This window comes from Flavobacterium sp. CLA17, assembly GCF_013112255.2.
GTDB lineage: Bacteria > Bacteroidota > Bacteroidia > Flavobacteriales > Flavobacteriaceae > Flavobacterium > Flavobacterium circumlabens.
In genome coordinates this window covers 1,434,480-1,456,193 of sequence record NZ_CP068294.1, presented here as the reverse complement: position 1 = coordinate 1,456,193, position 21,714 = coordinate 1,434,480, and the positions used below count along the sequence as shown (strand labels likewise).

11 protein-coding genes and 2 rRNA genes are annotated in these 21,714 nt (G+C 36.6%); 7 read left to right on the top strand and 6 right to left on the bottom strand.

Translation table 11 applies throughout. The annotated features are described in order from the left end of the window. The first annotated feature begins 80 nt into the window (after window positions 1-80). On the top strand, window positions 81-2,450 hold the full coding sequence (locus tag HAV12_RS06455; protein WP_171568925.1) for a GAF domain-containing protein: 2,370 nt from the start codon (window positions 81-83) through the stop codon (window positions 2,448-2,450). 19 nt (window positions 2,451-2,469) lie between these two features. On the opposite strand, the gene HAV12_RS06450 is transcribed toward HAV12_RS06455, so the two are convergent. Next, complete coding sequence (locus HAV12_RS06450; RefSeq protein ID WP_171568924.1) at window positions 2,470-3,648, bottom strand: Pycsar system effector family protein; 1,179 nt, start codon at window positions 3,646-3,648, stop codon at window positions 2,470-2,472. A gap of 26 nt (window positions 3,649-3,674) precedes the next feature. Between HAV12_RS06450 and HAV12_RS06445 the strand changes: the two genes are divergently transcribed. After that, window positions 3,675-7,406 carry a metallophosphoesterase gene (locus HAV12_RS06445; RefSeq protein ID WP_171568923.1) on the top strand — a complete coding sequence of 1,244 codons (3,732 nt, stop codon included), beginning with the start codon at window positions 3,675-3,677 and terminating at the stop codon, window positions 7,404-7,406. 256 nt (window positions 7,407-7,662) lie between these two features. Here HAV12_RS06445 and HAV12_RS06440 read toward each other — a convergent pair whose 3' ends face one another. After that, the gene (locus HAV12_RS06440) at window positions 7,663-8,523 is read right to left on the bottom strand and encodes a hypothetical protein (protein ID WP_171568922.1); all 861 of its coding nucleotides are present in this window, start codon (window positions 8,521-8,523) and stop codon (window positions 7,663-7,665) included. A 100-nt stretch (window positions 8,524-8,623) separates the two neighbouring features. After that, window positions 8,624-9,676 (bottom strand): hypothetical protein, encoded by a 1,053-nt coding sequence (locus tag HAV12_RS06435; protein WP_171568921.1) that lies wholly within the window; start codon window positions 9,674-9,676, stop codon window positions 8,624-8,626. Window positions 9,677-9,801: 125 nt separating this feature from the next. Between HAV12_RS06435 and HAV12_RS06430 the strand changes: the two genes are divergently transcribed. The 3 genes from HAV12_RS06430 to HAV12_RS06420 are packed head-to-tail and all read left to right on the top strand — an operon-like array spanning window position 9,802 to window position 13,905. Next, on the top strand, window positions 9,802-10,713 hold the full coding sequence (locus HAV12_RS06430; protein WP_171568920.1) for an ABC transporter ATP-binding protein: 912 nt from the start codon (window positions 9,802-9,804) through the stop codon (window positions 10,711-10,713). A 3-nt stretch (window positions 10,714-10,716) separates the two neighbouring features. Then, on the top strand, window positions 10,717-11,553 hold the full coding sequence (locus HAV12_RS06425; protein ID WP_171568919.1) for an ABC transporter permease: 837 nt from the start codon (window positions 10,717-10,719) through the stop codon (window positions 11,551-11,553). A gap of 15 nt (window positions 11,554-11,568) precedes the next feature. After that, on the top strand, window positions 11,569-13,905 hold the full coding sequence (locus tag HAV12_RS06420; RefSeq protein ID WP_171568918.1) for a T9SS type B sorting domain-containing protein: 2,337 nt from the start codon (window positions 11,569-11,571) through the stop codon (window positions 13,903-13,905). 72 nt (window positions 13,906-13,977) lie between these two features. Here HAV12_RS06420 and typA read toward each other — a convergent pair whose 3' ends face one another. Next, window positions 13,978-15,774 (bottom strand): translational GTPase TypA, encoded by a 1,797-nt coding sequence (gene typA, locus HAV12_RS06415; protein ID WP_127339470.1) that lies wholly within the window; start codon window positions 15,772-15,774, stop codon window positions 13,978-13,980. A 167-nt stretch (window positions 15,775-15,941) separates the two neighbouring features. Between typA and HAV12_RS06410 the strand changes: the two genes are divergently transcribed. Further along, window positions 15,942-17,654 carry a PAS domain-containing sensor histidine kinase gene (locus HAV12_RS06410; protein WP_171568917.1) on the top strand — a complete coding sequence of 571 codons (1,713 nt, stop codon included), beginning with the start codon at window positions 15,942-15,944 and terminating at the stop codon, window positions 17,652-17,654. An 8-nt stretch (window positions 17,655-17,662) separates the two neighbouring features. Beyond that, window positions 17,663-18,076 carry a response regulator gene (locus tag HAV12_RS06405; protein ID WP_171568916.1) on the top strand — a complete coding sequence of 138 codons (414 nt, stop codon included), beginning with the start codon at window positions 17,663-17,665 and terminating at the stop codon, window positions 18,074-18,076. Between the two features lie 325 nt (window positions 18,077-18,401). Here the strand turns inward: HAV12_RS06405 and rrf are convergent. Together rrf and HAV12_RS06395 are read right to left on the bottom strand one after the other, a co-directional pair. Next, window positions 18,402-18,511 (bottom strand): 5S ribosomal RNA (gene rrf / locus HAV12_RS06400). 150 nt (window positions 18,512-18,661) lie between these two features. Next, window positions 18,662-21,545: ribosomal RNA gene (locus HAV12_RS06395) — 23S ribosomal RNA — on the bottom strand. Between the last annotated feature and the right edge of the window lie 169 nt (window positions 21,546-21,714).

Here is a 21,714-nt window from a genome sequence, read left to right as displayed (position 1 = left end):
GTAATTGCCGTTTTTTAATGGAAATATTTCTACTAAGATTCTTAATTTTTGCTTAATTTTGCATTCTAAACCAAAAACAAATGGATACTCTTTTGCACGCAGAAAGTCCTTTCAAAACAATAATCTCCTTTCATAAACTAATTGAGTCTTTTGAAGAAATTGCTTTATCAAACGTAGATTACCGATCGAACTATGCGAAAGCTATTTTAAAACAGATCGAATCTATCCCTCAATTGAAGACTGGAATTGAAGATTTCAGTATTATAAAAAAGAATGAGGCTCTAATTAAAAACATATTAGCTGATTTATTTCCTACAGCTTTGACTTATAATGAAATAAAAGCAGTTACCATTCCCTTTCAGAACATCTCTTTCAATTATACAGAGCGTTTCAAAAGAATATTACGTAATGCCGGCGATGAGTTTTATATGGAGATTCGTGATTTTGACAGTCACCAATTCTATATTAATAACTGCTGCCTGATTCTGAGCAGCTATTATGGCCAAAACATAGATTTCAATAAAATCTTTTTTTACGATATTCCGGATGAAAACGGAATTGAAAAACATTATCGGATTCTGTATAATGCCGATTTTATGGAAATCACTCCGACAGAACATTCTGTTTCGCTTACGCAAGATGATATTGATCTGCTGATTGACAACTATAATGATACGGAACTCTGGAAATCGAAATTTCCTCCCGGAAGCTGGAGTCTGAAAGGTTTCGGAATCGTTTCTTTATTCGATGCCACTACAGAAAGTGCTATCTCCAATTTAAAAAGTAATCTGCTAAAACCAGATACAAAAACGGTAGCATCAAATGATATTATCGAAAATATTTTTAAATCTATCTTTAAAATTCCGGATTTAAAAGTTGGTTTTATTATCTACAATCCGGAGGAAGAAAAATTTATCAGGCCAGTCAAATACGATAATCAACTTCAAAGTTTTTTACTTTCAACCGATCATGAAGTTGATTGCAAAAATGCTTTTTTTGGCTGTTCTTTTGAAAATTTACTAGACAAACAGGAACCCTTTGTCATTTCTAATGTCAAAAAGTTCATGGAAGAATCCCCAAATAAAAGACTGGGCGAGCATTTATTAAAACAAAACATTCAGAGTTGTGTTTTTGCTCCGGTAATAAAAGACGGCCATTTATTGGGTGTTGTCGAATTAGTATCTGAAAATCCAAGAAGTTTAAACAGCGTAAATGCAACCAAACTTGAATTGGTTCTGCCTTATTTAACCGACACTATCGATCGTTATAATACGGATATGCAGCATCAGGTTGAAGCGATCATTCAGCGTGAGTACACTACGATTCACCCAAGCGTATATTGGAAGTTCAAAAAAGAATCCCAGAATTATTTTCAAAACAACAATCCAACCAAAGATTATATCTTTAAGGAGATTGTGTTTAAAAACGTTTTTCCATTATACGGACAAATTGATATTAAGGGTTCATCGGAACATCGAAATGAAACGGTTAAAAGAGATTTAAAAAATCAGCTTACGACCATTTTAGAAATATTCGGAAATCAGAAACCCAACAGTAATCTGATGCTTCTGGAACAACGTAAATTCGAATTAGAAACACTTCGGGATGAATTGGATCAGCCTTTGAAAGCAGATACCGAACAACATATTCAGCGTTATATTGAAGAGGAAATTCATCCGATTTTAAAAAACACAAAAGACACGGCTAAAAATGAAAAATTAGAGCAGTTGTATTTTGAAAGCCTGGATGAAAAAACAGGGATGTTTTATCAGGAAAGAAAGAAATTTGATAATGCTATGTCTATTATCAATAAAAAATTAGCTTCGGTACTGGACAGAAAACAGTTGGAAGCCCAACAAATCTATCCGCATTATTACGAACGTTTTAAAACGGACGGTGTTGAGCATAATTTATATATCGGAGCTTCAATAGCCCCGACAAAACCTTTTGACATTATGTATCTGCACAACCTTCGTTTGTGGCAGCTGCAGACTTTATGTGAAATGGAACTGGAACATCATCAGCTAAAAGAATCTTTACCGTACGAACTGGATGTGACTTCATTAATTCTGGTCTTCAGTTCAGCGCTTTCTATTCGTTTCAGAATGGATGAAAAACGTTTTGATGTTGATGGGACATACAATGCCAGATATGAGGTCGTTAAAAAACGTATCGACAAAGCGAACATCAAAGGCAAAAAAGAGAGAATTACGGAAAAAGAAAAAATTACGATCGTATATTCTCAGAATAGTGAAGAAGCTGAATACCTAAAATACATTAAATATTTACAGCACAAAAAAATACTGGAACCTTCAATAGAGCAATTTGAAGTTGAAGATCTGCAGGGTGTTTCAGGACTGAGAGCCATACGCGTAAAAGTGATTAATAACATTGCCGGGGCAAACGCTAAAAAAATCACTTATCAGGATTTACTGGATGAGCTCAACTAAAAATTAGTTGAGCTTTTTGCTATAACGATTTAAAAGCGATTACAAATGCGATCACGGTGATGATGATGCCAGCCATAAAAAAGTTGTAAGCAATTCGCAGCAAATTATATTTACGCTGTAATACCAATCCGAGATAGTATAAATCTTTGATCATGGTCGAATACAAATAATCACGGTCTTTCATCATTTCGTTCATGGCCCAGTCGTAATCTTTAAGTGGCATTTTGTAGAAATTTCCGAAAAACATCAAATTTACTTTTTTAGCTTCAACATCCTCACGGGTAAAGAAACCCGAAGTCACTTTTGGCCGTGTAGAAAGAATAGCAAAAATAATGGTAATAACGCTCGACATCAACATGATAAAAGTTGGAATCACGAGGTGTGCATTTTTCGGACTGTCTAATTTTGGTATAATTGATGAAAGCGCAATTGAAATAATAATAGCATTTACAGACAACAAAATATTCGCCTTACTATCTGCAATTCCACTTAAACGCGTATGATTTCCTAAAGTTACACGAAATAAAGTATCTACACCACGATCCGGTTTTTCTACTTTATCTTTCTTTTTGTCCTCGGCTTCAAGTTCTTTTGCTTTTTTCAATTCCTCCTTATTCAATCTTTTTTGAATTACAGCGATATTTTTTTCTTTTAAGGGCTGCCACTTTTTCAGGGCATAATCCGTATAAAACCGATGTGTATTTATTAAAAAACTCAGGTTTTCTTTGGCCCAGTCTAAGCTGGAAAAAGAAAGATTCAGGGTATTTTTCAATTCAAAACGTAATAATTCGCAGGACGATTCATATTCTAATCCGGTAATATGAACGAAATCAGCATCTTTTATGATCTTTTCCAAGTGTGTTTTCGGAACATAAACTTTCGATGTGGCCAGAATAAGTTTTGAAACTGCACCTATAAATGCATCGGATTGCTCTTTCTCTTTCAAAAAACTGGTCGCAATCTTTACGCTTTCTTTTTCATGCTCTTCTACTCCATTTATATAACCGGTATCGTGGAACCATGCAGCAACCAAAAGCATTTCTTTTTCTGCATCCTCCACATTTTCCCTCGTACAAAGCTTATTAACCGCAGTTACTACATTAAAAGTATGGTTAATATTATGGTAAGAATATAAATTAGAAAGTTTATCTTTGAGTAAATTACTGACGAAATGTTCGGACTGTTCGATTAGATTCATAAAGAATATTTTTATACCACGAAATTATGAAATTGTTTTTGGATAACCATTTTATTACTAAGATTAAAAACTATTCTTTGGTAATAACCTCTGTGTTTATGCTTCATTCCTGTGCTACGCATAAAGCGGAATATGGAAAAAGTGTCAGCGCCAACGAAAATGAAAACGCAACAGATACCATAAAAATTGCTCACACTCTTTTTTTAGTCGGAGATGCGGGAAATGCTGACGAAGAACAAGCACAGCAAACACTTGAATTACTGCACAAAAAACTAAAAAAAGCAAATAAAAAATCGACTTTAGTCTTTTTGGGAGACAATATATATCCGAAAGGTTTCCCCGGTGGTAATAATGCTGCAGAAAAAGCAGCCGCAGAGACAAAACTCAAAAATCAGTTAAAACTAACAGAAGGCTTTAGAGGAAAAACTATCTTTATTCCGGGAAATCATGACTGGTACAGCGGTATTAGCGGTTTGGAACGTCAGTCCGATTTTGTAACAAAATACCTTAATGATAAAAAAGCATTTATGCCCCGCAAAGGCTGTCCGATTGAAGATGTAAAAATTGACAGTACATCGACATTAATTACGGTTGACAGTGAATGGTATCTTGAAAACTGGGATCACCACCCTACCATTAATGACAATTGCGACATTAAAACCAGAGAAGACTTTTTTGACGAACTTGAAAATCTTTTAAATAAAAATCAGGAAAAAACGGTTGTTCTTGCTATTCATCATCCGTTAATGAGTAACGGTACTCATGGTGGTCAGTTTTCTCTGGAAAAACAATTATTTCCTTTGGAAAACAAAATCCCGCTTCCTATCATCGGCTCTTTTATCAATTTATTGCGAAAGACATCCGGTATTAGTCCGCAGGATTTACAGAACAAACAGTATACGATTTACGCCAAGCGAATAAAAACATTACTCCAGGGACAGAAAAATGTAATTGTAGTTTCCGGGCACGATCATAACCTGCAATACGTTAGCAGGGAAAATATCAAGCAAATTATTAGTGGTGCCGGTTCAAAATCTGAAGCTGCAAGGGCTACAGGACCAAATGATTTTTCTTATGGAGGAAATGGTTACGCAACACTGACATTATTTAAAAGTGGAGATGCAAAAGTTAATTTCTTTGGGAAAGAAAACCAAAAAGAAAAATTACTTTTTGAACATGAAATCATAAAAGCAAAAGAAATTAACTGGGCTGCCAATAGCACTAATTTTCCGAAAACGATAACCACTTCTATCTACACTAAAGAAATGACGAAGAAAAGTCTGTTTCACAGATTCTTATTCGGAAATCATTACAGAGCCTACTACAGCTTACCAATTGAAGCCAAAACAGCAACTTTGGATACTTTGATGGGCGGTTTGAAACCCATTCGGGAAGGCGGAGGCCATCAGTCCAAATCGTTAAGGATGTCTGATGACAAAGGCCGCGAATATGTATTGCGCGCCATGAAAAAAAGTGCCACCCAATTCCTGCAATCTGTCGCTTTTAAAGATCAGTACATTGTAAATGATTTTGAAGACACCTATGCGGAAGGCTTTTTACTGGATTTCTACACTACATCTCACCCTTACACTCCATTTGCTGTTGGAAATATGGCAGACAAATTAGGTCTTGCCCATACCAATCCTGTTCTGTACTACATTCCGAAACAAGATGGCCTGAAAGAATTCAATTCAAATTTCGGAGATGAATTATACATGGTGGAAGAAAGACCGGCGGACAATCATCTGGATGCCAAAAGTTTTGGGCATCCGAGAAATATCATCAGCACCGATGATATGATGAAAAATCTTCATAAAGATGAAAAGTATACCGTTGACGAAAAAGAATACATGAAAGCCCGCCTGTTTGACATGCTGATTGGCGACTGGGACCGACACAGCGATCAATGGCGTTGGGGAGAATATAAAATCGGGGACAAGATAGTTTATCGACCAATTCCGCGTGATCGCGATCAGGCTTTTGTTAAATATGACGGAACTTTGCTTTCGATTTTAATGAATATTCCGGCGCTTCGTCATATGCGAACTTTTAAAAATAAAATTGATAATGTAAAATGGCTCAACAGAGAACCTTATCCATTAGATCTGGCTTTTCTCAAAACTGCTGATGAAAAAGACTGGATAGAACAGGCTCAGTTTATTCAGAAAAATTTATCTGATAATGATATCGATAATGCCTTTAAGAGTTTACCAAAAGAAACTCAGGATGCCACGATTAAAGACATTCAGCAAAAATTAAAAAACAGGAAAAAAGAACTTCAGAAATATGCATCGGAATATTTTGATGTCCTGAGCCATACCATAATGATTGCCGGAACAGATAAAAAAGACAAATTTGTGATTAATCATAATGCAAAAAAGAGCTTGGAAATTAAGGTTTACAGGATCAAGAAAGAAGGAGATGAATTGATTTACACGAAAAATGTAACCGATAGTAAAACTTCAAATGTATGGATTTACGGTTTAGATGACAACGACACCTTTGAGGTAAACGGAAATCAGAAATCGAAAATAAAAATTCGTTTGATTGGTGGTCAGAACAATGATATTTATAACATTGAAAACGGAAAAAGAGTGATTGTCTATGATTTCAAATCAAAAGAAAACACCTATAATCTGGATTCAAAGACCCAGACGCAGCTGACAGATGATTATGATGTCAATTTATACAACTACGAAAAGCCAAAATACAATGTAGTTTCAGGACTTCCAAACATTGGTTTTAACCCTGATGATGGTGTGAAAGTCGGTATTAATTTTAATTACACCGTAAATAATTTCAAGCAAAACCCTTACACGCAAAGACATGTATTGAATGCTTTTTATTATTTCGCAACTGGTGGTCTTGAATTTAATTATGTTGCACATTTCCCCGGATTATTAGGTAAATGGGTAATTGATGTGGAATCACAATACACCACTCCGAACTTTGCTAAGAATTACTTTGGATACGGAAATGAAACGCCAAATAACGATCAGAATTCCGGAATGGATTATAACAGAGTACGTATTCAGCAGCTTAAAGTTGCTCCGGCGCTTAGACACGTTGGGCGTTACGGAAGCGAATTGACTTTTCAGCCCTTTTTCGAAAGGATGAAAGTGGAAGATACAGATGGCAGATTCATAAACACTCCCGGTATTGTAAATCCGGACATTTTTGAAGGACAGTCTTACGGTGGAGCAAAAATTAAATATATTTTTAAAAACGCTGATTTTAAAGCTAAACCAACTTTAGGAATGGCCTTTATGGTTGCCGCTAGCTGGACTACTAATCTGAATGATACGAAACAAAATTTCCCTACAATAGAAAGTGCTTTGGGCTTTACACACAGAATAGATCATAGCGGAAAATTGATTTTGGCTACTTATGTGAAAGGGAAAGCGATCTTAAATAGCAACTATGAATTTTATCAGGGTGCTACTTTGGGCGGAGATACCGATTTACGCGGTTATAGAAACGAACGATTTTTAGGAAATTCCTATTTCTCACAAAGTAGTGACCTGCGACTAAGTCTCGGCAAAATTAACCGTACCATAGTTCCTTTTACCTACGGAATCCTGGGTGGTTTTGACTACGGAAGAATTTGGCTTGATGGAGAAAATTCAAGAAAATGGCATCAGGACTATGGAGGCGGACTTTGGCTAAATGCCGTTAACGTAATCACCGCAAGAATCTCTTATTTTAAATCTCCTGACGAGGTCGGAAGAGTTATTTTTGGAGCTGCTTATAGCTTTTAAACTTGAGGCACTAAGGTTCTGAGTCGCTAAGGTGCTAAGGTTTTTTTTAAAGCTCAGAGTGGCAAAGGTTCAGAGGGATGAAGGTTTTTGAATGTCTGTTTTTATATATTAAAAACAGACATTTTATTTTATATGACAGTTATTTTATAATGAAAATACTTTTAACAAATTTCACTTTTCACTATTTACATTTCACGAATCACACAATAACTAAAACCTTAGCAACTTAGTATCTCAGCCTCTCAAAACCTTAAATTTATTTCAATTTAAACTCATAAACCTTACCTCCTATTTTGTTGGTTTTTTCGTCAGCGATAAGTAACGTTTTGTTGTCTTTAAAAACAATAGCTTCTTTTTGGGAGAAATGATTCAGTTTTATTTCCGTTTGTGAACCTTTATGAAAAGAATCTCCTTTGTAACCCTGAAACAAAACAATTTTATCGTGGCTTAACAAAACCACTTTTTTTCCATCAGGACTGATTGCCGCACTTGTCAGGACACAATGATTATAAGTATCACAGGTTTTGAATGTGCCAATCTTAGTGGCTTTCTGAACTCCGGGAGCATTTAGAATTTTATAGATAAAAGCAGTTCCGTCAAATCCTTTGCTTCTGTTTTTTGTGAAAAGATAAAAATAGTTTCCGTGTTCAAAAAATCCTTCAACATCATAAAATAGTTCCTTTTTCTTCGGTGGAAATTCAGTTTGTTCCGGATACGAAAAAGAAACTTTATATTCGGATACGGCATTTTCTTTATTCAGCTCATTCTTCGAAACTTTATAAATACACAAATCCTTTCGTTCGTTGTCATTGTTTCCAAAATCCCCAATATAAATATTTCCTGCCTGATCTTTTGTAATATCCTCCCAGTCCACATTTGTTGCATTAGAAATGGTAATCGTTTTATTTAATTTTCCATCAGCATTTAAAGCGTAAATTTCGTTCGCATTTCCGCTGTCTTCAAGAGTATAAATCAGATTTGTTTTTGGGAAATAAGTGATTCCGGAAACTTCCTTTAACTTTTTCGGAAGAGAAAAAAGCGTTTTCAAATCGGCATCTGATTGCTGCTGACAAGCCAGCAACACAATTGAAAAGGGAAGCAAAAAAGATTTTTTCATAGTTTTATTTTTAAATTATTAACCACCGATTTCAACAAGATTAAAGTAAATTCGAAAAATTAAATCAAATAAAATCTGTTTAATCTGCAATTCAAAAAAATTAAATTAAATTGGTGTTTTTAAAATTACGCGTAATAAATTCAAATGCAGCAAACATAATGTGTCCCATCGATTTGGCATTTTTAAATTTCATATCATTGGTATAACGGTACAATTCCATTTTTAGTTGATTCAGGTGTTCTTCTGTCGAAATAGTATCGTGACACATGATATTCAATAACTTTTTGACCCTGTTTTCTGCCGAATGAATACGTTTTGCCAAAATAGCCCTTTCTTCATCCTTGTACTGAATAATGGAACGTTCTTCTAATTTTTCTTTAATTAGTTTTATCATCGGATAATTTTCCTTGAAAAACTGCGGACGATAGACCTTAAAATTACCTTCATAACATTGCTGGTCAAAATCAATAGGGCGGATTTTATAAACGACCTGATCAAAATCATGAATTGGTACAATAACGTAATTATAAGCCCGCATATCGCCTAAAAGACGGATCATACAGCGTTCGTTGAACTTTACAAACTCTTTTGCGATCTGCGATTTTTCCATTTCGGTACAATTATGCAGCAAAGTATCCATAAAAACATCACCGGGAATTCCGATAATGTGTTCTTCTATCAAAGTATCCTTATAAACTAGAAAATTGATTTTATCCGGCGAAAGAATATCTTCCAGTTCCAATCCGTAAATTCTGGAAGCATCTGCTTTTTTAATATAAAAATGAACATAATTGTCATTAAGAATATTTCGGACTTTTATCCGGAACGGTTTCGAATTTCCAAAAGTACAGTAATCAATAGCATCGATATTCAGGAAGTGAATGATCTCGCTGTTTCCATCTGAATGCAGGAGCGAATAAATTCTCTTCAGGTTCAGGTCAATCTCATTTCGTTCAAATTCATTGTAGTAGACACGAATCCATAAGGTATCCGTTTCATTTTTATCATAGACATTTACCGAACCTGAAAACCGCAATAAGTCATCATAGAATACCGATACTTTCGAAATTCGTTCGTATCGTTCCAAATAACTTAAAAGAGATGGTGTTAAAGGATAAGTAGGTTTTTTTAAGACCATTAAAGGTTCGCTCATTGTAATATCTTTTGAATATCTTAGTACAAATTTACAGTAAATTATAATTTTAAACACATAAATAAAATTTGGCGTAACAATAAGCCGATTGAATCGTCATACTAAAAACTAAAACCGAAATAAATTTGGAAACCATTCTTACTATCGAAAATCTTCACAAAAGATACGGGCGCATTCAGGCCTTAAAAAATGTATCTTTTGAAATACAAAAAGGCCGTGTTTATGGCATCTTAGGCCCAAACGGAAGTGGAAAATCTACCACTTTGGGAATCGTTTTAAATGTAGTAAACCGGACATCAGGCAATTACAGCTGGTTTAAGGGACAAATGCAGACACATGAAGCCTTAAAAAAAGTAGGAGCTATCATTGAAAGACCCAACTTTTACCCGTACATGACCGCAGAAGAAAACCTCAAACTGGTTTGTAAAATAAAAAGCATTGACTATTCTAAAATAAAGGAAAAACTTGATTTAGTGGGTCTAACGGAACGAAAAGACAGTAGGTTCAGTACTTTTTCTTTAGGAATGAAACAGCGTCTGGCTATTGCATCAGCCTTATTAAACGATCCTGAAATTTTAATTTTAGACGAACCAACAAATGGTTTAGACCCTCAGGGAATTCATCAAATCAGAGATATTATCCGAAAAATTGCCGCTCAGGGAACTACTATTTTATTAGCCTCACATTTATTAGACGAAGTCGAAAAAGTATGTTCGCATGTAATTGTCTTGAGAAAAGGTGAAATATTATATTCCGGTTCGGTCGACGGTATGTCTGCCAATGAAGGTTTTTTTGAACTTCAGGCCACTGACAATGAAGCTTTGAAAAATGTTTTAAAAGAACATCCGAGCGTAGACCGAATTACCGAAGAAGAAGGAAAAATTCTGGTGTACTTAAAATCAGAATTGTCTGCTGCTGAACTGAATCAGTATTTATTTTCTAAAAACATTGCCTTAAGCCATTTAGTAAAACGCAAAAATAGTCTCGAAGCACAATTTTTAGAATTAACCAAAACCGCCACTATCAAAAACAACTAAGCCATGAACAGACTTATCTCTATAGAATTACAAAAAATCTGGAAAAACAAAGCCAGTCGTGTCCTTACTTTAACCTATTTCATTTTACTTTCCTTTATTGCTTTAATAGCTTCCATAAAATTTGACATTGGGGTTTTTAAATTTCATTTAGCAGAGATGGGCATTTTTAATTTCCCTTTTATCTGGCATTTTAATACATATGTTGCCGCCTGGCTTAAATTTTTCCTGGCTATTGTAATCGTTTCCATGATGGCAAATGAATACAGTTACGGAACTTTAAAACAAAACCTCATTGACGGTCTGAGCAAAAAAGAATTTATATTATCTAAATTTCTAACCGTTGTGCTTTTTGCCTTTTGCTCTACCATTTTTATTTTCATAATGACTTTAATATTGGGCCTATCTTTTTCCTCTTATAATGAAATTGGAATTATTTTTACCGATTTAGACTATCTGTTAGCCTTTTTTGTAAAACTGACCGGTTTCTTTTCCTTCTGTTTATTTTTAGGAATTTTGGTAAAGCGATCCGCTTTTGCATTAGGTTTCCTTTTAGTATGGAGTATCATTGAGGGAATTATTAAAGGCCTTTTAGTCTTCAAAATTTTTCCAAACAGCAATACAGGAAATTACATTATGCAATTCCTACCATTGGAAGCAATGTCAAATTTAATCGTGGAACCCATTTCCAGACTATCCGTAATAAAAACCATCGGAAATCAAATGGGCGTTGAAAGTACCAAAGATTACAGCGTACATTACCTTTCTATATTGATTGTTTTAGTGTGGACATTTTTATTTATTCATTTTTCTTACAAGCTATTAAAAAATAGAGATTTATAGTATATTTGCTATACTATGAGTTATTTTAAGAAGATTTTATTTGTTTCCATTATATTTTGCTTATCTGCCAAGATAAATGCACAATTTATAACTATTAACGATCAGAGAACACCACAGCAGTTAATAGAAAATACATTAGTAAATAGTTCCTGTGTTTCGGTTACAAATGTATCCGGAACCGGGGATACTTTTACGCCCGGAAAAAACAGTTTTGCCTATTTTAATGCCGGAACAAGTAATTTTCCTTTTTCAGAAGGTGTTGTCCTGACCACTTCAACAAGTTCATCTGCAAGAGGACCTTACATAAGCAATCAAGGTGGCGGAGATGTTAAATGGCAGGGAGATTTTGAGCTAAATCAAATCTTAGGAATTAATTCTATTAATGCAACCGTATTAGAATTCGATTTTGTTCCTCTAACTGACTTTTTAAGCTTCAATTATATTTTTGCTTCCAATGAATATCAGTCTTTCTTCCCTTGTCGTTATTCAGACGGATTTGCTTTTTTAATCAAAGAAACCGGAACGAACGATGAGTACAAAAATCTGGCTGTGCTGCCTGGTACTGATACACCCGTTTCCTCTATAAATATTCGCCCTACAATCGGACCTGGTTATGACATTAACGGAGATCCTTATGTTGGATGTCCGGAATCCAATATACATTATTTTAACGGACTTAACACCAATACAAGCCCTATAAACTATGCCGGACAGACCGTTGTCATGAATGCACAAACAGCGGTAATTACAGGAAAAAAATACCATGTGAAACTGGTAATTGCCGATGATGACAATAGACTTTATGACTCGGCCGTCTTTTTGCAATCGGGTAGTTTTTCTTCAAAAATTGATTTTGGCCCAGATCAGACAGCGCTAACCGGTAAACCCGTATGTTTTGGCGAATCCATAATTTTAGACACAAAATTACCAGCTGCTTACTCCTATAAATGGTTTAAGGATGGAGTTCTTATAAATTCGGAAAATAGTCCGGTCTATAAGGCCACAGCGTCCGGAACATATAAAGTAGAAGCAACAGTAACAGCTTCATCTTGTGTGCTAACAGGCGAAATTAATCTTGAATTTACTCCTGAAATTATAGCAAACAATACAAAATTGATACAATGCGATGACGATACAGACGGAACTTCTGTTTTTAATTTAACGAAAGCCGCTGATATGATCAAAAATAATGCTGCAGAGGTTATTAATAAAGGGTACTATGAATCGTTAGCCGATGCTGAATCAAAAACCAATGAAATTGCTGCTCCTGAAAAATACACCAATAAAAGTGCTAATCAGATCATTTTTGCCCGAATTGAAAATAAATACGGTTGTTTTAAAACGCCTCAGATAACATTGGAAATTTCAGGAACAACCATTCAGGATCAGGATCCAATTGGAACCTGCGATTTAGATGATAATCAGGACGGTTTTTACCAATTCGATCTTGATTTGCAGGTAACTCCTCAAGTCCGTACAGGACTGCCAGCCGGATTAGCGATAAATTATTATTTAAATGCCGCAGATGCTTTGGCAGAAACAAATGTATTAGCCAATATTTTCAAAAACACAACAGCTTTTTCACAGACTATTTATGCCCGTGCCGTAAACGGAGCTGACTGTTATGCCATAACACCAATTACACTTGTCGTAAACACTTTTGACCCTCCTGCTTTTGAGGAAGAAACAAAAAGTTTATGCAAAGGCAGCCAAATCGATTTGACAGTAGATCCTGCTTTTAGCAGCTATTTATGGAATGTCGCTACTAATAATACCAATTCTCTTATCACAGTTTCCGAAGCCGGAGATTACTCCGTAAAAGTCACTAATGAATTTGGTTGTGAAAAAACTAAAAAGTTCCAAGTAATTTTATCTGAACCTGCTGTGATTACCGGAGCAGTTATAAAGGATTTTTCCGGTACTGATAATTCCGTTACCTTACAATATACAGGAACCGGAAATTATGAATTCTCCTTAAATGGAATTGATTTTCAGGATGATCCTTTCTTCGCTAATGTAAGTCCGGGAGTTTACAATGCACTTGTACAAAGTAAAGATAACTGCGGTATCTCTAATTATTATTTGGTGTATGTCCTGGATTATCCTAAATTTTTCACGCCAAACGGCGATGGTATTAATGACGTATGGGCGATTAAAAACTTAGATCAGCTTCCGGATTACAGGCTTTCTATTTTTAATCGTTATGGGAAGTTATTAAAACAAATGACCCAAAACAGCCCGGGATGGAACGGTCAGTTTAACGGTCAGCAACTTCCCTCTGACGATTATTGGTTTGATTTGATCTTTACAAATGGTAAAGATATCAAAGGTCATTTTAGCATAAAAAGATAATACTAAAACTATGAAACATAAAAAAAGCCATCCGACACGTCGGATGGCTTTTTTATATATAAAATTCAAATATTAGAATTTAAATCTTTTTCTGTCTGTCTCAGTTAAGTAGATTTTTCTTAAACGAATAGATTTTGGTGTAACCTCTACATATTCATCTTTTTGAATGTACTCTAAAGCTTCCTCTAATGAGAAAATAATCGGAGGTATAATTCTGGCTTTTTCATCATTTCCAGAAGAACGAACGTTAGATTGTTTTTTCTCTTTAGTTACGTTCACACACATATCATCACCACGAGAGTTTTCCCCAATTACCTGACCTTCGTAAATTTCGGCATTTGGTTCAACGAAAAACTTACCACGATCTTGCAATTTATCGATAGAATAAGGAATAGCTTTTCCTTTTTCCATAGAAATCAATGAACCTTTATTACGTCCGGCAATTTCTCCTTTGTAAGGTTCGTATCCTATAAAACGGTGTGCCATAATGGCTTCACCAGCAGTAGCAGTAAGCAATTGATTACGCAATCCAATAATTCCACGTGATGGAATATTAAATTTTACAATCATACGGTCACCTTTAGTTTCCATACTAAGCATTTCACCTTTACGCATTGTAACGAACTCAACCGCTCTACCTGAAAGAGTTTCTGGTAAATCGATAGTCAATTCCTCAATAGGCTCACATTTTTTACCATCAATTTCTTTGATAATAACTTGTGGCTGACCAATTTGTAACTCATACCCTTCTCTTCTCATTGTTTCAATAAGAACAGATAAGTGAAGTACTCCACGACCAAAAACCATAAACTTATCAGCAGAATCAGTTTCACCCAATTTCATTGCTAAGTTTTTCTCTAATTCTTTTGTCAAACGCTCTCTAATATGACGAGAAGTTACAAACTTACCCTCTTTACCAAAGAAAGGAGAGTCATTAATTGTAAACAACATACTCATAGTAGGCTCATCGATATCAATCGTTTTTAAACCTTCCGGATTTTCAAAATCAGCAATAGTATCACCAATTTCAAAACCTTCAACTCCAATGATTGCACAAATATCTCCAGCAATAACTTGTTGTACTTTTTTACGACCAAGCCCTTCAAAAGTATGAAGTTCTTTGATACGGGATTTAGATATAGTACCATCTCTTTTTACTAATGAGATTGGCATACCTTCGTTAAGAACTCCTCTTTCCAGACGACCAATAGCAATACGACCTGTAAAGGCTGAGAAATCTAAAGAAGTAATTAACATTTGTGGTGTTCCTTCAGAAACTTTAGGAGCAGGTACATTTTCAACAACCATATCCAATAATGCTTCAACATTATCAGTTACGTTTTCCCAATGATCAGACATCCAGTTGTTTTTAGCAGAACCATAAACTGTTGGGAAATCCAACTGCCATTCTTCAGCACCTAATTCAAACATTAAGTCAAAAACTTTCTCGTGAACTTCTTCAGGAGTACAGTTTTCTTTATCAACTTTGTTGATAACGACACAAGGTTTTAAACCTAAATCAATAGCTTTTTGTAGTACAAAACGCGTTTGTGGCATTGGGCCCTCAAAAGCATCGACTAACAAACATACACCATCGGCCATGTTTAATACACGTTCAACTTCACCTCCAAAATCCGCGTGGCCAGGAGTGTCAATAATATTGATTTTTGTTCCTTTATATTGAACAGAAACGTTTTTCGAAGTAATAGTAATACCTCTCTCACGCTCTAAATCGTTATTATCAAGAATTAAATCACCTGTATTTTCGTTGTCACGAAATAATTGACAGTGATACATAATTTTATCAACCAAAGTGGTTTTACCGTGATCGACGTGGGCAATAATTGCAATGTTTCTAATAGATTCCATCTGAGATTTTTAATGGGTGCAAAGGTACACTTTATTTTGATATAAAAAACGTTTCTGCGATAGTTTGCGTATAGACAAGTAATTAGTTGATTAATCCAATGTAAATTTAGGGGCCAAAATGAGTTCAATTATTGTTTAATTATGGTTAATTTAACTATATTTGAGTAATGAAAAGTAAAACTATCCCAATTACTCTAATTTATATTATCATTTCGTTATTTATGGCTATTCTCTGTCATAAATTGCTAACCAGTTTTATCTCCTCCAAAGAATATTTTTATTTATTTTTCATAAAAGACATTTTATTCATACTCATTACCGGTCTAATTTTCAGATATATACTCTCTAAAAATGAAAGTAAAAATATCGCTGTTTTTGAAAAATTAAAAAAAACAAATGAAGAAATCAAAGAGTCAAATGAAAAATATGACATTGTAGCAAAAGCAACCAGTGATACGATCTGGGACTGGAAAATCCAGGAAGACAGTATTGGATGGAATAAAGGCATTGAAAGTGTTTTTGGATACAAACAGAAAGAAGTAGGAAAAACATCAAAATGGTGGTTCGATAAAATCCATCCCGAAGACAGTATCAGGATGTCAATTAAACTCTACTCATTTATTGAACAGAAAACCGAAAAATGGCAAGATCAATATCGTTTCAGATGTGCCGACGGAACTTATAAATACGTGTTGGACCGTGGCTTTTTACTGAAAGACGAAAACGGGAGAGCCATCAGGATGATTGGAGCCATTCAGGATATCACAAAGCAAAAAGAAGAAGAACAACGATTAAAACTTTTAGAAACCGTAATCACACAATCTAAAGATTCGATATTAATTACGGAAGCCAATTCAGCAAACGGAAGAATTCCAAAAATAGTTTACATCAATCCGGCCTTCTCTCAAATGTCAGGTTATCAGCCTAATGAGATAATAGGGAAATCAACAAATATCTTCAACAAAGGACCAAATTCAGATTCCGAAGAACTAAAAAAACTATTAAGAGCGATCAAAAACGAAGAAGAATGCTTAATAGAAACCATTAGCTATACCAAACAAAAAGAAGAATATTGGGTACGGTTTTCTATGATTCCAATTTTTAATAATGATGGCGTAATTTCCCACTGGATCTCTATCCAGAGAGACATTACCGACGAAAAAAAATTAGAAACAGAAAAAGAGCATCTTATTCGTGAACTGACCCAAAACAACAAAGACTTAAAGCAATTCTCTTATATAACGTCGCACAATCTGCGCGCGCCATTATCCAACTTAATTGGTCTTTTAAATCTCATAGAGGACATCCCGGTAGAAAATCCTGAACTGGAAGAAATCTTAACAGGATTCAACAAATCAACACATTTATTAAACGAAACAATAAACGATTTAGTAAAAGTCATCATCATTAAAGACAACCCTTCGATGCAAAAAGAAGAAGTTTCTTTAAAAGAAGTCTTCGAGAACGTCTTCAGCCAGTTATCTTTTCAGATAGAACTTCACAAACCCATCATTAAACTCAAATTTGACAAGGTTCCATTATTAAACACAAATAAAGCATATATAGAAAGCATTTTGCTTAATTTGCTAACTAATTCGATTAAATACAAATCAGAAAATAGAAAATTAAAAATATCAATTATAGCCGAACAAATTAATCATGAAGCTATATTAACCTTTAAGGACAATGGAATTGGTATAGATTTAGAGCGAAACAGAGATAAAATCTTCGGACTCTATCAGAGATTTCATAATTACCCTGACAGTAAAGGATTAGGATTATATCTTGTAAAATCCCAGGTAGAAACTATGGGAGGAACAATAAGTATCGAAAGTGAGGTTAATAAAGGAACTACATTTACTATAACATTTAAAAATTAACATCAATTATGCTTGAGCAAATTTTATGCATCGACGACGACCCGATCACCTTAATGTTATGCAAAAAAGTAATTTCAAAATCTTGTTTTTCAAAAGAAGTTATCACAGCACAAAATGGTGAAGAAGCATTACATCACTTTAACATCTTAAAATACAACAACAGTAAAAATACAATCAATAAAAAGCCGGAGTTAATTTTTTTAGACTTAAACATGCCTGTTATGGGCGGCTGGGAATTTCTCGATCACTTCACCTCTTCGGATTACACCGAATTTAACAAGGCAAAGGTAATCGTATTATCTTCCACTATTGACCCTGAAGACTTAGCCAAAGCAAAGAAATATCCAATCATTATAGACTTTCTTTCCAAGCCAATAACACAGCCTATGCTTGAGTATCTTAAAAAAAAGATAGAACCATAGTACATCTCTTCAATTTATAATTTTTCCAATGGCGTTTCCCTTTGGGCCGGGCTCTTCACTAAATCTTTTGCGGGATTGGTTTTGGGGTGCTTTTAGAGATACACGTTCCCCGCAAAAGGATACCGCTGCGATCCCTAACGCAGTTTAAGGGCAATTTGAGATCTGTTTTCAAAAGAATCCCAAACAGCCCCTCCAGCCTTGCATCCCTTGCAATTTAATACCATTCACAAACTCCAAAAACTCCTTTGCGGACTTTGCGTTTAAATTCCACGATTCAGCATAAAACAAAAAATCCCCATCAAATACATGATGAGGATTTTAAAAAGAAAGGCGACGACATACTCTCCCACATAACTGCAGTACCATCTGCGCAGGCGGGCTTAACTACTCTGTTCGGGATGGGAAGAGGTGAGCCCCGCCGCAATAACCACCTTAAGGTCGTTGTTACTTGAGGTAACTTGCAATTAATTAAAAATTTAGAATTAAAAATTAAAAAAATTGCAATAATATCTTAACATACTGAGATAAAGAAAGTTTTTTATTTTAGAAAGTTTCTCCCCGAGCCTTGCGGCCCGGGAAAAGGGTGTACATAAGCTTACGGATTATTAGTACTACTCGACTATGACATTACTGCCTTTACATCTATAGCCTATCAACGTGGTCATCTTCCACGATCCTTAAAAGAAATCTCATCTTGTGGTGGGTTTCGCGCTTATATGCTTTCAGCGCTTATCCCTTCCAAACGTAGCTACTCTGCGATGCTCCTGGCGGAACAACAGATACACTAGAGGTTTGTCCAATTCGGTCCTCTCGTACTAGAATCAGATCCACTCAAATTTCTAACGCCCACAGTAGATAGAGACCGAACTGTCTCACGACGTTCTGAACCCAGCTCGCGTGCCACTTTAATGGGCGAACAGCCCAACCCTTGGGACCTTCTCCAGCCCCAGGATGTGACGAGCCGACATCGAGGTGCCAAACCCCCCCGTCGATATGAGCTCTTGGGGGAGATCAGCCTGTTATCCCCGGCGTACCTTTTATCCTTTGAGCGATGGCCCTTCCATGCGGAACCACCGGATCACTATGCTCTACTTTCGTACCTGATCGACCTGTATGTCTCTCAGTCAAGCTCCCTTATGCCATTGCACTCTACGCACGGTTACCAAGCGTACTGAGGGAACCTTTAGAAGCCTCCGTTACTCTTTTGGAGGCGACCACCCCAGTCAAACTACCCACCAAGCAATGTCCCCCACGTTTGTGGGGTTAGGCCTCAGATAAACAAAGGGTTGTATTTCAACAATGACTCCACAACGCCTGGCGACGCCACTTCACAGTCTCCAACCTATCCTACACATCATTTATCCAAGGTCAATACTAAGCTATAGTAAAGGTGCACAGGGTCTTTTCGTCCCACTGCGGGTAAACGGCATCTTCACCGTTACTACAATTTCACCGAGCTCATGGCTGAGACAGTGTCCAGATCGTTACACCATTCGTGCAGGTCGGAACTTACCCGACAAGGAATTTCGCTACCTTAGGACCGTTATAGTTACGGCCGCCGTTTACTGGGGCTTCAATTCAATGCTTCTCCGAAGATAACATCTCCTCTTAACCTTCCAGCACCGGGCAGGTGTCAGGCCCTATACTTCATCTTACGATTTTGCAGAGCCCTGTGTTTTTGATAAACAGTCGCCTGGACCTCTTCACTGCGGCCCTGTATTGCTACAGGGCGACCCTTCTCCCGAAGTTACGGGTCTATTTTGCCTAATTCCTTAGCCATGAATCTCTCGAGCACCTTAGGATTCTCTCCTCAACTACCTGTGTCGGTTTACGGTACTGGTACTAATTACCTGAAGTTTAGAGGTTTTTCTTGGAAGCCCTTAGGCGCACTATCTCTTTGTCCGAAGACTCCGAGTACTATCGTATTTCCCCAAGCCGCGTGGATTTGCCTGCGCAGCTTATAGGTAGGTACTTCAACGAACTATTCCGTCAGTTCGCGGCGCTTTCATCACTCCGTCACCCCATCACAGTAATTAGTAGTACGGGAATATTAACCCGTTAGCCATCGACTGTCCCTTTCGGGTTCGCCTTAGGACCAGACTAACCCACAGCTGATTAGCATAGCTGTGGAAACCTTAGTTTTTCGGTGTGCGGGTTTCTCGCCCGCATTATCGTTACTTATGCCTACATTTTCTTTTCTAACCAGTCCAGCATACCTTACGATACACCTTCAACCCTGTTAGAATGCTCCCCTACCACTTAGAGTAAACTCTAAATCCATAGCTTCGGTAATATACTTATGCCCGATTATTATCCATGCTCGTCCGCTCGACTAGTGAGCTGTTACGCACTCTTTAAATGAATGGCTGCTTCCAAGCCAACATCCTAGCTGTCTGGGCAGACAAACCTCGTTCTTTCAACTTAGTATATATTTGGGGACCTTAGCTGATGGTCTGGGTTCTTTCCCTCTCGGACTTGGACCTTAGCACCCAAGCCCTCACTGTTATCAATCATTATATAGCATTCGGAGTTTGTCAGGAATTGGTAGGCGGTGAAGCCCCCGCATCCAATCAGTAGCTCTACCTCTATATAACTAAAATAACGCTGCACCTAAATGCATTTCGGGGAGTACGAGCTATTTCCGAGTTTGATTGGCCTTTCACCCCTACCCACAGGTCATCCGAAGACTTTTCAACGTCAACCGGTTCGGACCTCCACTGTGTGTTACCACAGCTTCATCCTGCCCATGGGTAGATCACACGGTTTCGCGTCTAACACTACTGACTAAAGCGCCCTATTCAGACTCGCTTTCGCTACGGATCCGTGACTTAACCACTTATCCTTGCCAGCAACGTTAACTCGTAGGCTCATTATGCAAAAGGCACGCCGTCACCCCACGAAAGGGCTCCGACCGCTTGTAAGCGTATGGTTTCAGGATCTATTTCACTCCGTTATTCACGGTTCTTTTCACCTTTCCCTCACGGTACTGGTTCACTATCGGTCTCTCAGGAGTATTTAGCCTTAGCGGATGGTCCCGCCAAATTCAGACAGGGTTTCACGTGCCCCGCCCTACTCAGGATACCACTATCTATTATACTCATTACTTATACAGGGCTATCACCTTCTCCGGCTTTACTTTCCAGTAAATTCTAATTCTTTGTACATAAAATGTCGTGGTCCTACAACCCCAACATTGCCGTAACAACATTGGTTTGGGCTAATCCGCGTTCGCTCGCCACTACTTACGGAATCACTTTTGTTTTCTTCTCCTCCGCCTACTTAGATGTTTCAGTTCAGCGGGTTTGCCCACCTATCGGTGTACTATGTCTTCAACATAGTGGGTTGCCCCATTCAGGTATCTACGGATCAATCGGTGTGTGCCCGTCCCCGTAGCTTTTCGCAGCTTATCACGCCTTTCATCGCCTCTGAGAGCCAAGGCATCCCCCATACGCCCTTATTTTGCTTATTGTACCAATCATAAAATCAATTATGACCGTTTTTTTTGTCTTTTACTATAAATAGTAAAAAACGCTTTCTACTTTTTATTATTTCTTATCTCAATATGTCAATGAACTTTGTTTAGCTATAAGCTTTAGGCATTACGCCTTAGGCTTTTTTGCTTACGGCTTAAAGCATAT

Bases quoted from the DNA above. Each gene is read 5' to 3' on its own strand.
- HAV12_RS06420 (WP_171568918.1), top strand. From the start codon at position 11,569: ATGAGTTATTTTAAGAAGATTTTATTTGTTTCCATTATATTTTGCTTA.
- HAV12_RS06455 (WP_171568925.1), top strand. From the start codon at position 81: ATGGATACTCTTTTGCACGCAGAAAGTCCTTTCAAAACAATAATCTCC.
- HAV12_RS06445 (WP_171568923.1), top strand. From the start codon at position 3,675: ATGAAATTGTTTTTGGATAACCATTTTATTACTAAGATTAAAAACTAT.
- HAV12_RS06405 (WP_171568916.1), top strand. From the start codon at position 17,663: ATGCTTGAGCAAATTTTATGCATCGACGACGACCCGATCACCTTAATG.
- typA (WP_127339470.1), bottom strand. From the start codon at position 15,774: ATGGAATCTATTAGAAACATTGCAATTATTGCCCACGTCGATCACGGT.
- HAV12_RS06450 (WP_171568924.1), bottom strand. From the start codon at position 3,648: ATGAATCTAATCGAACAGTCCGAACATTTCGTCAGTAATTTACTCAAA.
- HAV12_RS06410 (WP_171568917.1), top strand. From the start codon at position 15,942: ATGAAAAGTAAAACTATCCCAATTACTCTAATTTATATTATCATTTCG.
- HAV12_RS06425 (WP_171568919.1), top strand. From the start codon at position 10,717: ATGAACAGACTTATCTCTATAGAATTACAAAAAATCTGGAAAAACAAA.
- HAV12_RS06435 (WP_171568921.1), bottom strand. From the start codon at position 9,676: ATGAGCGAACCTTTAATGGTCTTAAAAAAACCTACTTATCCTTTAACA.
- HAV12_RS06440 (WP_171568922.1), bottom strand. From the start codon at position 8,523: ATGAAAAAATCTTTTTTGCTTCCCTTTTCAATTGTGTTGCTGGCTTGT.